A 14,852-nucleotide genomic window follows, 5' to 3' on the forward strand; every position below is an offset into this window, starting at 1 on the left:
TTTCAATGAGCAATGCGATCGGGGTTTAAAAGTGTCGCGATCTTTCTAGAGTGTGAAGAAAAATTACAAGTTGGAAATATTACTATTTTTTCTCGAGGAGAAATTTCAATCAATGGAACGGTTAATGTTTCTGCTTTGCTAACTTCTGGAATTTACAATGGTGATGCAGGAAATATAAATTTATTAGCTAATGATGATATTAATTTAAATTCACACAGCGCTCTCATTTCAAGAGGAAATGTTAGAGGCAATATTAATTTAAAAACATATGGGAATATTTTAATGAATGGTACATTTGTTGAAAGCTATAGCTATAATTCTCAAGTTTTAGAGGAAATACTAATAGGAGGCAATCTTGTTCTGGAAGGACAAGCAATATTTTTGGATAATGGTGCTCAACTGAGTTCTGTAACTTTAGGACGCGCAAATACAGGAAATATTATTGTTAGTGCAAGAGAAACTATTTGCCTGCAAGGAGAGAATAGTCAAGGCGTATTGAGTGGATTTTTTAATGAAGTAGGAGTAGATGGAGACGGAGATGGAGGGGAAATTAACATCACTACAAAAAATCTTGAAGTTCTTGATGGAGCATTAATTTTCAATAATCTTTTAGGAAAAGGAAATGCTGGAGATATAATTGTTGATACGAGAGAAACTATACGCTTGCAAGGAGAAAATAGTCAAGGTTCTATTGGGAGTACATTAATTGAACAAGGAGAAGGAGATGGTGGAGATGTAAAAATCACGACCAGAACGCTCGAAATTCTTGATGGAACACAAATTTCTACAGATACTTTGGGAAAAGGAAATGGGGGAGAAATTAATATCGTAACAAAAACTCTTGAGCTTTTTGATGGGACAGGAATTTCTACAAGCACTTTTGGGCGAGGAAAAGCAGGATCAATCAGTCTTAATGCTAACCATCTTAAATTAACCGAAGATGGTCAAATCACAAGCCATACTTCTACCAATTTCAATGCAGGTGATATTAATCTTAAAATAAGCGATCGCATCGACATCCAAGGAGAAAATAGCGGTATCTTTGCCAACACCGAACCCAACTCAACAGGAAACGGAGGAAACATCAAAATCAACACTAATACCCTCTCCCTACAAGATAACGCCACCATCAACGTCAACAGCCAAGGACAAGGAACCGGAGGAGATATCGAAGTCCGATCGCATCGCATCGATCTCAATAACAGTAGCATTTCCGCCGAAACCCGCAGTACTCAAGGGGGAAACATCGATCTCACCGTAGAAGATCTGCTGATGATGCGACACGGGAGTAAAATCTCCACCACCGCCGGCACCGCGCAAGCAGGCGGAAATGGCGGTAATATCACCATTAACGCCGATGATGGCTTCCTTGTGGGTCCCCCGCGAGAAGATAATGACATCACCGCTAACGCCTTTGAGGGGGATGGAGGACGCATCGAGATTACCGCACAAGGGATATTTGGCTTAAAATTCCGCGATCGCCTCACAGAAAACAGCGATATCACCGCCAGTTCCGAATTTGGCCTCGATGGTAGCGTCAACATCCGTACTCTCGGCATCGACCCCGCTAGTGGTTTAAGTAATCTTCCCGAACAACCCATAGACCCAAAAATCCAACGCGGTTGCGCCACGGGAGGAGAAGAAAACCCCTCCTCCCTACAAAAAATTGGCATTGGCGGATCCCCTGCTAACCCCGAGCAATTCATGGAAGGAGCGATCGACGAGAGTTTGATTCCCTTGGAAACTTATGCGATCGCAGAAGATGAACCCTTAGAGGAATTGAGCCGAGGTGATGAAGATGAATCCGAACTCACATTACAATCCTCCTGTTCTTATCGATATTAATATATCCATAAATTAAAATACTTGAGGGCTTGAAGTTGTAAGATATAACGTTAACTTGGGATAGACTCAACGGATTATTTACCGCGATCTCCTTCTCCTCAATTATTCGCAATACCCTACAGCCCCAAACCCTCAACATTCAGTGGTATTTTGGCTGAATTGCTCTTTCTAATCTGCCGTTGCCAATTCCGTACTACCACGAACGCGACGACGAGTTAAGGTATTAAACAACATTTGTCCGACGGCTTTGATCAAGTTGCCTTCGAGTTCGCCAAACATCTTCATATTGGCTTTAAATGAATCGTTGGCTTCCTCGACAATTGCATCAGCAGTAGCTTGATCGATGGGCAATTCGTTCATTGCTTGGCGATAATTATCTTTAAATGCCTTCTCATCGGGAATTTCTGGGAACTCATAAAAACTCGTCCCTTCTCCTTCCGATAAATTCATGCCTCGTTGCGCGATTTTCTTGAGGATTTGACCGCCAGACAAATCCCCCATGTAACGAGTGTATAGGTGAGCCAGTAACAATTCTGGACGAGTATTACCAATTTCGTGAATGCGATCGACGTAGGCTTGGCCTGATGTCGAAAGTACAATCTCGTTGCGCCAGTTTGCACCGTAGTAAAAGGACAAATCTTGTTCTAAACTATTTTTGCGATTGAGTTCGGGAAAGTACATATGAGAAAGAACGACATGCTCTTTATGGCGTTCCATTTCCTCTTCCATTGCCGAATAGACAAAGTAAAGATTCGCTGTTAGTTTGCGATAGGAGGTTTTCTCGACGACTCCTTTTAAGAAACACTTAATAAATCCCATGTTTTCTGCCATGGTATGGGCTTTTTTCGTCCCTTCCCGTAGCATTGTAGCTAAATTAACACTCATATTAAATTTCCCGTTCTATGATTGGACGTTTGAGAGTAATGAACTGCCTAATGGGTTAGATTAAACCGATCTGTTGGAAAAATTCATTAAGATTTTTTACAAAATTCCTTGCACAAGGTCTAACCTACTGTGTTTTCAGCGTTCGCGCCTTCTCAGTCTTTTCTCGATTTCTTTACAATTTGTCACAATTATTCATCGCTTCAGTTCCAATTCCCGATCGCCACAAACGACGACCAGAAGAAAGGATGAGTTAAGTTCACATTTGTTTGGTGTTGCAATGCTGAGGGTAGTGGGATGCTGCGCCCATTAGAAAAATGCAATTTTCCTGCCGCAATATAAGTTTCTCCCGTTAATAATTTTAACTGCGCTTGGCGTAAAGCACGAGCCTTAATTGGAGTTTGGGCGAGTTGTTGATAATATTCCCCCATCAGGGCAAGAGTGCCGATATCGCTAACCCGCCATAAGCTCGCTAAAACGGATTTAACGCCGAGTTGAATGGCTAAACCTGCAAACCCTAATTCGGCACTTTCATCACCGACGGCAGTTTGACAAGCACTGAGAACTAATAATTCGATTAAAGGGCGATCGCTATCAGTCCAACCCAGACTTTTTGCTAATTGTCGCAGTTCAAAAAGATCGATCGGGCGATCGGCAAATTGAATATAAGAATTTTCCACATTTCCCGCTTTAAATTCCCCGTGGGTGGCGAGATGGATAATTCCAAAGGGGTTAGCAAGATTGGCTTGCATAAAGTTTTCCACGGTAAACTCGGAATTAAGAAAAAATTCACTTTGCCACGGTTGTTCCGCGATCGCTTGTAATTCCAGTTCAACCGCAGGCAGAGGATTTTGAGCGCGAAATTGTACGGCTCCCATGGCTAAAAGCTGCATTGTTCTCACATCTGCGTAGCCAAGATCGACTAACCCAAAACTTGGCACGATCGCGACATTATAATTCTCAATTAAAAATTGCTTGCCATCATAGAGAGCCGCCATAGGAATGAGTCGCAAGCCAGAATCTAAAGAAAACACTAACGTCTCGATTTCTCGTTGTTTTAACTCTTCGACTAACGGGGCAAGCAGCCATTGATAAAGCTGCTCGGCAGGAGCGAGATAAATCGGAGAGACTCGGCGAATATTCGTGACATCTCGCCGTATTTTTTTGACCGCGTCTCGCACCAGATATTTAGAGGTTTCCGGTACTTGCAGGCGGATGATGTTTTCTTTGATTTCTTCAGAGGAAAGGCTTTGTTTATTCTGAGTTAAAAGAGAAGGAAAAATAGCAATGATTTCGAGTTGTTCTTCTTGGCTGGAAATATAAATAAAAGTAGCTTTTTCTCCTGTTTCTTGCCAAGATCGATTGAGGGTTTTTATGAGTTGTTCGAGGGTGGGAACTTTTCCACATCGTTCGAGTTTGAGATGATTGCAAAAATCTAAGGCTTGATATTCTTCTAGTAATTGAATGGCTTCACTGTTGGTTGCTTGTTGTAATTGTGCTTCATAAGTTTGGCGATCGACTTCGATAGACGTTGATTCTGAGGCGCTATTATTATTATTATTATTAGTGTCGGTATTGTCGGTATTCGGGACAATTTCTACAGGATTGGGTCCGGTAATATCGGATTGATTTCCCGATTGTGCCAAACTAGGAAAAGGGGCGATCGCCATTCCCCAGCCCAGATAATAACAACTGAGTAAAATATGCCCAAATTTGTTCATGATTGCCTCAAAATCTTCATGCTTAAAATTCAAAACTGTAGCCCGCAGAAAACAGAAAGCGCGTACCATCTCCAGCAGTTCCAGTAATGTCGGTCAGGGCGGGAACGATAACTAAAGGAATATCGGCAAAAGGAACAAAAGAGAAGCCTACGGTTAAATCTTGTCCCGTCCATTCGGCGATCGCACTCGACCACTCGCTCATACGAATAGATGCACTACCAAAAATACCCACCGAATTGACTTGATTAATGACATCATCCTCCGAGCGAAATTGACCGCCCCCTACCCCCAGAGAAAGATAGAATTGGCTAAAGGGATCTCGGGGGTTTTCCGAGAGAAAAAAGCGCCGCGTTAGCACCCCATAGACGGAAGATCCCCCATCGGTGGTGCCAAAATCTGTTGCGCCTTGAACCCCCATCGCAATATTAAAACCCTCGGGTAATTCTCGGTGAATTTTAAAACTAATTGCTCCATCGCTGAAAAGAGAATCGAGATCGACTAAAGTGAGAGAAATTTCCGCACCGATGCTTTCCCGGGCATCTCCCAAGCCGATTTTCAATCCCAAGATACCATCAGAGCGATCGCTAAACCGAGTTCTCGATTGCAAACCGATTCCGATGGCGGCTGTGCCCCAAGAGGCACCGTAAGCGGAAGGAGTCCCAACGGTAATATTGGGGGAGATCGTAAACCGCGAAGTTTGTTCCGTGGCTTTTTGCGGGAAAAGCGGGAGGATTTCTGGCTGAAAGGGTTGGCGATCGCCGGGTTGGCGATGGATGGGTTGAAATGGTTCTGAGATTTCCTCGTTTTGACTGAGTAAGGATTCTGGTGGTTTATGCAAGTGTGGTAAACTTTCTCGCTTTTCTCCTTCTGGTTTTAAGGAGAGATTTTGTCCTCGAGCGCAGATGGGAACAAAACACAGGAAAATTGCGAGAAATAATCCTCCAATTTGGTAATTGAGGCTAGAAGTGCGATGGCGATTGGTAGTCATAAACACCCGAAAACAAAGTGAGATGAGTCGCTATTTATAATTTATAGCCGATCGCTCCGGAAAAATGCAGCGATCGGGCGATCTTCACAGAAATCTTAATACTATCAGGAAAGAAAAATGAGAGCGGAACAATTGTGCTTTGTCTGAGAGTTGAAGCGCAAGAAATCGCCCTGATTTGCGGATGCGAAGCGATCGCTAAGTCCAAGCGGGATGGGACAATAAGGAGGCAAAAGGCTGCACCCCTCGCAATTGATTGGATAGGGGTAAATGACCCCTCGGGGCGTTCAAATCCCAGACAAACTCATTGGGGTAGCGAGTCCAATTATTGCCCTTTTTCCAGCCAATTTTATCCCAGAGTTTATTAAAATTCTTACCCTGTGCCAACCACAATTCGCGTTGTACCGAAAAACCAAATTTTTCTTCCGAATAGGTCAGCCAGAGGGTATTGATGGTTTGTAAATCTGTCACGGGGAAGCGCTCGACCTCGGAAAAATAGAGCCATTGTCGATTTATCGCCTTGTCTCCCGCCAATTCGCAGAGCTTTTCGAGGGTAAGGCGATCGCTCTGCTGAAAATCTTGTGCGATCAGGTGTTCTTGTAGCGTTTGATAATCAATCCCGCGCTCGGATTGAAGAGAAACAACCCCCTCGGGAAAGTGAGTTTGCAAAAAAGCAATAATCTCTGGTGTGTCAGTGCGGGAAAGAGCGAGATAAGCACTACCGATCGCCGGTGTCGGGTCTTGTCCTCGACCTGCCTGCAAAAAGTTTTTTAAGATATCCCAACCCGCATCCCCTGCACTAGCCAGTTGAGGAATAACCGATAATTGTTTTTTTAAAACCCCCGACTCTAACTGTTGACGGAGTAGTTCGATTTCGGGAGGAAGGCTGGATGCAGTCATTTCAAGGAACAATAAACAATTATCAAGGAACAATTATCAATTATTCACGACCAATTATCAATTATTCTTCCCGAGTCCCCTGCAAAATTCGCCGCACAATTGCCGTTGTTGAAGCCGGAACTTCTACGTTCACTAATTCAATATGCCCCCCATAGGCCATCACATCGGGATATTCTGGCAAGGTTTCGGGGGTGTAGTCTCCCCCTTTAACATAAATATCCGGTCTGAGGGTTTCAATGAGCGTGGTTGCTGTTTGTTGCGGAAAGATGACGACTCCATCGACCGCTTTGAGGGCGGCGAGGACTTCGGCGCGTTGGTTTTGGGGGATGAGCGGACGAGAGGGAAAACCGGGTTGCTGGGGCTTGAGTTGGCTGACGGAAGCATCGCTATTTAAACCCACCACAAGGGATTTTCCCAAGGTTTTCGCCCTTTGCAAATAACGAACGTGACCCGCGTGCAGCAAATCAAAACACCCATTCGTAAAAACGAGAGGTCGCCATTTTTCCGGATGCACCCCAATTTCTTGCTGTAATTGTTCGAGTTGATAAATTCCCATTGATGGCAAATTACGAATTGTTAATCTTTACCTTGGGGGGCTTGGTAGCCTTGTTCGTAGGCAAAGCGAACGAGTTGGGCGCGGTTGTCGAGTTGTAATTTTCCGAGAATGTTGCTCAGATGACTTTGTACCGTGCGCGGAGAAATAAACAGGCGATCGCTAATTTGCTTGTTGGTAAACCCTTGGATCGTCTCCCAGAAGACTCGTTCTTCAGCAGGAGTCAGGGGCAGAGGTTCGGGGGGTTTTATTTCGGGGGGTGCTTCGCTAGCTTGAGTTTGTGCTGTCGGCAAGGATGACATTTGCTGCATCATGCGGACGATTTCCACGTGAATGCGGCGCGATCGCTCCAGTTGCGCCTCGAGTTTGGCGAGGAGTTCTCGCATGACGAAAGGTTTGGAGATGTAGTCATCCGCCCCCATTTCATGGCCTTTGATGCGGTCTTCGAGTTCGCCTTTACCCGAGAGAAAAATAAAGGGAACGAGTTGTCCCGAGGTACTTCCTCGTAAGGTGCGACAAAACTCCAAGCCATTCATCCCCGGCATCATGACATCAGAAATGACGGCATCGGGGGGATTTTTGGCAAAGGCCTCCAACCCGGCTTGGCCGGAACTGGCGCTATCGACTTGATAGCCTGCCTCTTCGAGAATTTCTTGTAGATTTTCGCGGATATTGCGATCGTCATCGACGATTAAAATTCGTTGCATTCCTCTTTTTGCTCCTCGGGGACTCTTGCGTCTCTAAATCGAAATACAGCCTTCAGAAATCAAAGTTCGGGATAAATATCTGTTAGCCTAGCAAAAATCAATTTATCAGTTCCGAGGGCTATATACGAAAAAATCACTCCCCCTTCTGTTGGTTCTCGCATTACCTTTGAGGATGGCAAGTCGATCGTTCCCGACAATCCGATTATCCCCTTTATTCGCGGCGATGAACCGAGAGTTCATATCAAATCCGGTTTTCCCTATCTTTCGTAGAGATAAGGTATCCAAAAAAGTACAGATTTTTTAATAAATAATTCCCTATTTGTAGATTTATACTCAAAAAAGTACCAATAGGAGGATAGGGCGTGACAGAGGAACAATGTAACGCGCTAGTGAAGCAACTGGAAATCAAGGCTCGCCGTAATCCAAGCTTGTATAAGTTACAAGTGGGACTACTGGCAATGTTGGGCTATATCTATATTTTCGTCGCGATCGCATTTCTGAACGCAGCTTTTGCTCTCCTCATTCTGATGGTGATGTATAGCCAGCAATTCAATTGGGGTGTGGGCATTATCTCAATCGGAATTATTGGCATTATTGCGCGATCGCTTTGGATTCCCATGTCTCTTCCCAATGGAGTTTATCTCAATCGCAAGCGTTTTCCCCTGCTGTTCCGCCATCTCGATATCCTCACTAAAAAACTCAAGGCACCGCGCTGTCATCATGTTATTCTCACGAGAGGTTTAAATGCCGGGATAATGCAAATTTCTCGCTTGGGAATCTTGGGGTGGCAGAAAAATTATCTTCTGATTGGTTTACCTTTAATGCAGGCACTTTCTCCCAATCGCTTTCGCGCCGTCCTCGCTCATGAATTCGGTCATTTATCCGGCAATCACAGCGCTTTTGCCGGCTGGATTTACCATCAGCGTCAAATTTGGGTCAGGATTTTAAATCGGGTGGAGGAAGACGAACAACATTGGGCAATCTTCTTATTTGAGAAATTTTTAGAGTGGTACGTGCCTTTTTTTAGCGCTTATTCTTTCGTTTTGGCTCGTGCCGACGAGTATGAAGCCGATCGCTGTGCGAAGCAAATTGCGGGTTCTCAGATAGCAGCCGAAGCATTAATAGACATTGAAGTGAAGGCACAAAAGTTTGAGGAAGCATGGTCGAAAATTTATCGTCAGGCTCAAGATTTACGCGATCCCCCAACAACTTCTTTTGGTGAAGTTCTCCGAGACCTAACCGCAGAATCCAACCCGGAGAAGGAACGAGAATGGTTAAGTTTGGCACTGGCGCAGCAGACCGATCGCGCAGATACCCATCCTTGTCTTCAAGATCGTCTCAAAGCCTTGCGCTATCCAACTCGACCCCTGCCTGCCCTGCCTCATCCCGGAGAGCGATCGGCAGCAGAGGAATATCTACAGCAAGAACTCCCGCAACTGACTTCGGCTTTGGCGGCGGAATGGCGCACGTCGGTACATGCTCGCTGGAATCAACACTATTTCGATATGCGGGAATATCGCATTGAGTTGGCTCAATTGGAACATCGAGCAGAAACCGTGACATTAACGCCAGATGAAACTTGGACGCGGGTTTGTTTGAAGGTAAAACTCGACGGTATGGATGAAATTAAACCCTTATTGACAGAAATTTTAACCGCAGACGATCGCCACGTCGGTGCAAATCTGTATTGGGGACAACTGTTGCTCGAGGCAGGAGACGATCGCGGAATCGGTCATATTCGCAAAGCCATTAGCGAGGATGAGAGTACGATGCTATCGGGATGTCGATTAATTGTGAGTTTTTTGCAGCAACAGGGGCGATTTCGAGAGGCCGAACAATATCGCCAACAAGCTAAAAAATATTCTCAAGATTTGACTTCAGCTTATCCCGAGTTGGTTGCCGCACAAAAAGAACGGAGTGAGGTTACGCCAAGAGATCGCTTCAAACCTCACGGTTTATCGGTAGAAGAAGCGCGATCGCTCCGGCAGCAAATAGCCTGCCATCGGGAGGTTGAGGTCGCTTATTTTGTCCAAAAGGTCGTCAAACATCTCCCTAAAAATGCCTTTTATGTTTTGGCCATTCGCCGCAAACCAGCAGTACAAGGGAAAGAAGCGAACAATGAGGTATTTTTTCGACGTTTTACCGATTCTCTAACCCTTCCGGGGGAAACATGGATGATTTTATTCGGCTCGGACAATAACGCTGTCGAAAAAGCAATACAAAAAGCCGTCAAGCGCCCTTTTTATGTGTCTGCAAAACGGACAAATTCACAAAACTTGCAATCCCAGAACCGATCGCTATTTCAATGAGCAATGAACGATGGAGAAGAGATAAAAGGCAAAATCGATTACCGAGGCGTTTATCTGCTTCTTTTTTACTCCTCGGGGACTCGCGACGTTGCAAATCAAAATACAGTCTTCAGAAATCAATGTTCGGGAACAATATCTGTTAGCCTAGCAAAAATCAATTTATCAGTTCCGAGGGTTATGTACGAAAAAATCACTCCCCCTTCTGTTGGTTCTCGCATTACCTTTGAGGATGGCAAGCCGATCGTTCCCGACGATCCCATTATCCCCTTTATTCGGGGGGATGGAACGGGAGTTGACATCTGGCCGGCGACGCAAATGGTTCTCGATGCTGCCATTGCTAAGGCCTACGGGGAAAAACGGCAAGTGCATTGGTTCAAAATTTATGCGGGAGATGAAGCCTGCGAGCAATACGGGACGTTTCAATATTTGCCGGAAGATACTTTAAAGGCGATCGCAGAATATGGGATTGCGATTAAGGGACCGCTAACAACCCCGATCGGTGGCGGTATCCGTTCCCTGAATGTGGCGTTACGGCAAATTAACGATCTTTATGCCTGTGTGCGTCCCTGTCGCTATTATGCGGGAACGCCTTCCCCCCACAAAACCCCGGAAAAGCTGGATATCATCGTTTATCGGGAGAACACGGAAGATATTTATTTGGGGATTGAATGGCGAGAAGGGACGGAAATGGCGCAAAAAGTCATTAAATATTTGAACGAGGAGTTAATTCCCGCCACCCCGGAACATGGGAAAAAGCAAATTCGCCTCGACTCGGGGATTGGGATTAAACCCATTAGCAAAACGGGTTCCCAACGGTTGATCCGCCGCGCGATCGCTAATGCCTTGCGCCTCCCCAAGGACAAACAGCAAGTCACTTTGGTGCATAAGGGGAATATTATGAAGTACACCGAGGGGGCGTTTCGGGATTGGGGTTACGAGTTGGTGAAAGAGGAGTTTCGCGCGGAGTGTATTATCGAACGGGAATCGTGGATTCTCGGCAATAAGGAGAAGAATCCGGAGCTTTCTATTGAGGATAATGCTCGCATGGTGGATCCGGGTTACGATGCCCTCACGCCGGAGAAACAACAGGAAATTTGTCAAGAAATCGAGACAGTTCTTAACGAAATTTGGGACAGTCACGGGGAAGGCAAATGGAAAGAAAAGATAATGGTGAACGATCGCATCGCTGATAGTATTTTCCAACAAATTCAGACCCGTCCCGATGAGTATTCAATTTTGGCGACGATGAATTTAAACGGGGACTATCTTTCCGATGCGGCGGCAGCGATCGTCGGCGGGTTGGGAATGGGTCCCGGTGCCAATATTGGCGACAATTGTGCCATTTTTGAGGCGACTCACGGCACGGCACCGAAACACGCGGGACTGGATCGCATTAATCCGGGATCGGTTATTCTCTCGGGGGTCATGATGTTGGAATTTATAGGCTGGCAAGAAGCGGCGGATCTGGTTAAAAAAGGATTGGGAGCCGCGATCGCTAATGGTCAGGTAACATACGATCTGGCACGCTTAATGGAGCCGAAAATCGATCCACCGTTGAAGTGTTCTGAGTTTGCTAAGGCAATTATCAGTCATTTTAATGAATAATGACCAGAACTTTTCTGTTCGGTCATTTTTAATTGTTAGAAATAAGGAAAGGAGAAAAGATAAAAATATTCTTTTCTTCTTCCTTTCTCGTTTTACTCATTACTCTTGAGTCTCTATGGATGCTGCACTGCAAAACAAAATTGTTTCGTTCATTTGGTCGATCGCACCCTGTTCCTTAAAAGCCTCAGTCGCCCCCACCGCATCAATCCAACGATAAACATAGAAATTATCATTAAATCGCCCCAGAACCTGACCATTAATCAACACCCCATTGCCATTCTCATCCAACAACTCATATTCCACCCCCAAGAACTTTCTCTCGGAATTTCCCAACCCGAAGCATTAGGAAATGGCGATCGCTTTACCATTCATCCCGATTGGACGATCGAAATATTATCACCCGCACAATCGGCAAACCAAGTTATCGAGAAAATTTTATTTTGCTTGCAAAACGGTTCTCAGTTAGGATGGCTGGTCGATCCTGAAGATCGATCCGTGATGGTTTTTCAAGGCGATCGCTTACCCGTCATCAAATCTGGTGACGATATTGTACCCGTTCTTGACAGTTTGCCAAATTGGCAATTATCAGCAACAAAAATATTTAATTGGTTGGTTTTTTAAGCAAAAGAGTACCAAACCCAAAGATTTTCCCTCGGAGTTACCTAACCAACAGTCACCCCAACCGCTCGGAATGAGTTGTTATAATAGACAAAAAGCTAAAGAGTACCAATGTGATTTTCAATCTTTTTGGAAAAAGAGAGCGTTTTGCGAATTCAATATGAAACTCGTTGATGCGTTGATAACATTACTTTACATCCACTCATATATCCTGAAAAATCCCCATTATTCCAGCAAACGATCGCAATTCTTGACAATAACAGAGGCTGAAATCGCTATAATTTACAGAAAAGTGCATAAAAAAGCAAAATAACTCCAGAGAGAATATTAAGGAGAGCTTTATCTCACTCTGTTGCTAGACTTGGAGGGAATGACCGTGTTTTTAGCAATCTTCCAACTTTGGGACATTTTCGGCAAAAACGATTTCAGCAAAAACAATCCGCTTGGAAACAATCGTTTTTTTCCCAAAGTGAAATTAACCCAACCTCTTGATAACGAGGCTAACGTTACTCAAGAAATTGCACCGCATCAAATCGGACAGGTGCATTATCGTGCGACTTGGTGGCGGGCGCGATGCGAATTGAATGTTACTATCCCAGAAGGAGAAATCGTCCGCGTTATCGGCTACTTGGATAACATGATTGTACTCGTAGAACCTCTTCCTCGCGTCGATTTTTCCTAGTCCTCAAGGTGCGATCCAATCAAGATTCAGGGTGCGATCGCACTTTTCAGTTATCAGCTAATAACCCATTCAAATCTTCAATAAACCTTCTGGGTTCACCGAGTACAGCGATCGCCGTTGCAACCCTTCCTCGTGTAAAATCTCATTGGCTGCTAATAAGCCACTGCTCACTGCTCGTTCCATTAAACCGCAAGGAAAGGGCATTTTTACCCAATCTCCAGCAAACATGAGATTCTCAATCTCTGTTTTAGTTTGGGGGCGATCGCGATAACTATTCGGAGGGTAGCCGGAGAAGTTTTTCTGATTGACTAACTCTTTATGCAAAATCGTTGCCCCTTGCAATTCGGGGACGATTTCCCAGAGTTCTTTTTCAAAGGTTGCCAATAATGCGTTTTGGGTGGGAAATTCTTTCTCTTTATAACAGTAAGCGTGCAACTCTACTACACTATATCCCGTCCGTTGAGACCATTCGATAAACTGCGTTTGAATACGATGATAAAGCGTGATGCTATCGGTTAAATCGTAACCGGATAGGGAAGTAAAATTACTCTGTTCCCAGACAAAATCTCGATCTAACCAAAACCGTCCCACCGCAAAAGGATCGGAAACGGCTAATTGCTGCACCTTATCGTGGATGTCTGCATTCATATCTCCTCGCATCAGATCGAACAAATGTTTTGTTCCGGGAACATCTGCCGCCATAACATAATAGTCTGCCGCGATCGCCATTTCTTCCTCTGTCGCGAGGGGATTTTCTGCCACCAACTGCACGCGATCGCCTTGACGTTGAATAATCTTAAAAGCGGCTAAATCCCGTTGTGCGGGTCCAGTGAGGACTTTTCCTTCTGCATCGTATGTAGCACCGTGACACGGGCAAATAAAGCCGCCTTCAGCTTGTTTGCGGACGCTACACCCTTGGTGAGTGCAGGTGAGGGATAAGGCTTCTGTTGCATTTGCGGCTAAATAAATGCGATCGCCAGCCCCATAATATTCTCCATCTGCCAATAATTCATTGCGATCGACCCAAAATGGAACATCGGTTTGTAAATTTCCCTGTTGATAGAGAAGAGAATCGATTTTTCCCGCTTGACATTGAATCTCTTTCACCGTTGCTTCCGTAACAATTTTGCCGCCATTATTAATAATAAATTGAGCAATAGGTTGCACTAAACTCGTTCCCATATCATCCCGCGTACCATTAAAAGCTAAACCTTCCGGGTTGCCAAAGAAATAGAAGTGAAAAAACTGTAATAATTCTCCCACGCTGAGGCGATCGGGGGCATTTAAACTGGATTTAGCAAAAGGGAGGAAATATAAATCGTATAATCCTTGGGGAAAATCTTCTTTTACCCAGTCGGCAACGCTGAGAGTATCATAATTTTTAAAGGTTTGCGGAATGCGAAATCCCGTAATTGCCCGAAAGACTTGTAAGTGTTTGAGATTAATCAGATTAATTCCCCATTGAAAGCGGTTGGGAGAAGCGATCGCTAAATCGACAATATTCCACGGAAAGGCTGAATGACTGGGGCGAAAAACTTCCGGCTGATATTCTCCATCGCGAAAGAGAACTGAATAAAATTCCAAGGATTGAAAGTGCTTTTCAATGGCTAATTCTTCGACAATATTTTTCAAATTATAATATTGAGGAAAAAAGCCATGAAAGCCATGTTCCATCATAAATTCATCTTCCCCGACGCGAATTTTCCAACTGGCAATTTTTCCGCCCAATTGAGGAGATTTTTCTAATAGAGTCACTGCAAAGCCGCGTTTTGTCAGTTCGTAAGCGCAGGCTAAACCTGCCAATCCGCCACCGACAACACAGACCGTTTTTTGCCCCTCGATATGTCGGGGAAGATCGAGGCGATCGGGTTGGTAAATGGTGGGTTCTGGCTTACGAAAGCGCGAATAGCCCAACCCCGCACCGACAGCACTCACCCCTAAGATTTTTAGAGCAGTTCGACGAGAAACTAATGAGGAGAGATCGGGAAAATAACTCATAAATTAATGCAACAGTGATTAAGGGAGCAATACTCAAGTATCTAGTC

General features: G+C 44.7%; 12 protein-coding genes. 5 read left to right on the top strand and 7 right to left on the bottom strand.

The features are described from left to right. Positions 1–12 precede the first annotated feature (12 nt). Complete coding sequence (locus AC6RV6_RS15680; RefSeq protein ID WP_500241809.1) at positions 13–1,845, top strand: autotransporter outer membrane beta-barrel domain-containing protein; 1,833 nt, start codon at positions 13–15, stop codon at positions 1,843–1,845. Between the two features lie 168 nt (positions 1,846–2,013). On the opposite strand, the gene AC6RV6_RS15685 is transcribed toward AC6RV6_RS15680, so the two are convergent. The 6 genes from AC6RV6_RS15685 to AC6RV6_RS15710 form a co-directional block, all read right to left on the bottom strand. Next, a complete protein-coding gene (locus tag AC6RV6_RS15685; RefSeq protein ID WP_500241810.1) occupies positions 2,014–2,730 on the bottom strand; it encodes a biliverdin-producing heme oxygenase in 717 nt (238 codons plus the stop codon). 200 nt (positions 2,731–2,930) lie between these two features. Further along, complete coding sequence (locus AC6RV6_RS15690; protein WP_500241811.1) at positions 2,931–4,448, bottom strand: CHAT domain-containing protein; 1,518 nt, start codon at positions 4,446–4,448, stop codon at positions 2,931–2,933. Between the two features lie 22 nt (positions 4,449–4,470). Continuing rightward, complete coding sequence (locus AC6RV6_RS15695; RefSeq protein WP_500241812.1) at positions 4,471–5,436, bottom strand: hypothetical protein; 966 nt, start codon at positions 5,434–5,436, stop codon at positions 4,471–4,473. Positions 5,437–5,631: 195 nt separating this feature from the next. Next, on the bottom strand, positions 5,632–6,333 hold the full coding sequence (locus tag AC6RV6_RS15700) for a GUN4 N-terminal ARM-like repeat domain-containing protein (protein WP_500241813.1): 702 nt from the start codon (positions 6,331–6,333) through the stop codon (positions 5,632–5,634). A 61-nt stretch (positions 6,334–6,394) separates the two neighbouring features. Next, positions 6,395–6,889 carry a D-glycero-beta-D-manno-heptose 1-phosphate adenylyltransferase gene (gene rfaE2 / locus AC6RV6_RS15705; protein WP_500241814.1) on the bottom strand — a complete coding sequence of 165 codons (495 nt, stop codon included), beginning with the start codon at positions 6,887–6,889 and terminating at the stop codon, positions 6,395–6,397. Positions 6,890–6,909: 20 nt separating this feature from the next. Then, positions 6,910–7,593, bottom strand: coding sequence for a response regulator transcription factor (locus AC6RV6_RS15710; RefSeq protein WP_500241815.1), 684 nt, complete (start codon positions 7,591–7,593; stop codon positions 6,910–6,912). 362 nt (positions 7,594–7,955) lie between these two features. On the opposite strand from AC6RV6_RS15710, the gene AC6RV6_RS15715 reads away from it, so the two are divergent. From AC6RV6_RS15715 to AC6RV6_RS15730, 4 genes are all read left to right on the top strand, one after another. Then, entirely contained in the window at positions 7,956–9,902 is a 1,947-nt protein-coding gene (locus AC6RV6_RS15715) for a M48 family metallopeptidase (RefSeq protein WP_500241816.1), read from the top strand. Between the two features lie 177 nt (positions 9,903–10,079). Further along, positions 10,080–11,507 (top strand): NADP-dependent isocitrate dehydrogenase, encoded by a 1,428-nt coding sequence (locus AC6RV6_RS15720; RefSeq protein ID WP_500241817.1) that lies wholly within the window; start codon positions 10,080–10,082, stop codon positions 11,505–11,507. A 105-nt stretch (positions 11,508–11,612) separates the two neighbouring features. Continuing rightward, the gene (locus tag AC6RV6_RS15725) at positions 11,613–12,128 is read left to right on the top strand and encodes a Uma2 family endonuclease (RefSeq protein WP_500241818.1); all 516 of its coding nucleotides are present in this window, start codon (positions 11,613–11,615) and stop codon (positions 12,126–12,128) included. Positions 12,129–12,501: 373 nt separating this feature from the next. Then, positions 12,502–12,807, top strand: coding sequence for an NfeD family protein (locus AC6RV6_RS15730; RefSeq protein ID WP_500241819.1), 306 nt, complete (start codon positions 12,502–12,504; stop codon positions 12,805–12,807). Between the two features lie 69 nt (positions 12,808–12,876). Here AC6RV6_RS15730 and AC6RV6_RS15735 read toward each other — a convergent pair whose 3' ends face one another. Beyond that, positions 12,877–14,805, bottom strand: a complete 1,929-nt coding sequence (locus AC6RV6_RS15735; protein ID WP_500241820.1) for an FAD-dependent oxidoreductase — start codon at positions 14,803–14,805, stop codon at positions 12,877–12,879. Between the last annotated feature and the right edge of the window lie 47 nt (positions 14,806–14,852).

Source organism: Spirulina sp. LEGE 11439, from assembly GCF_059821285.1.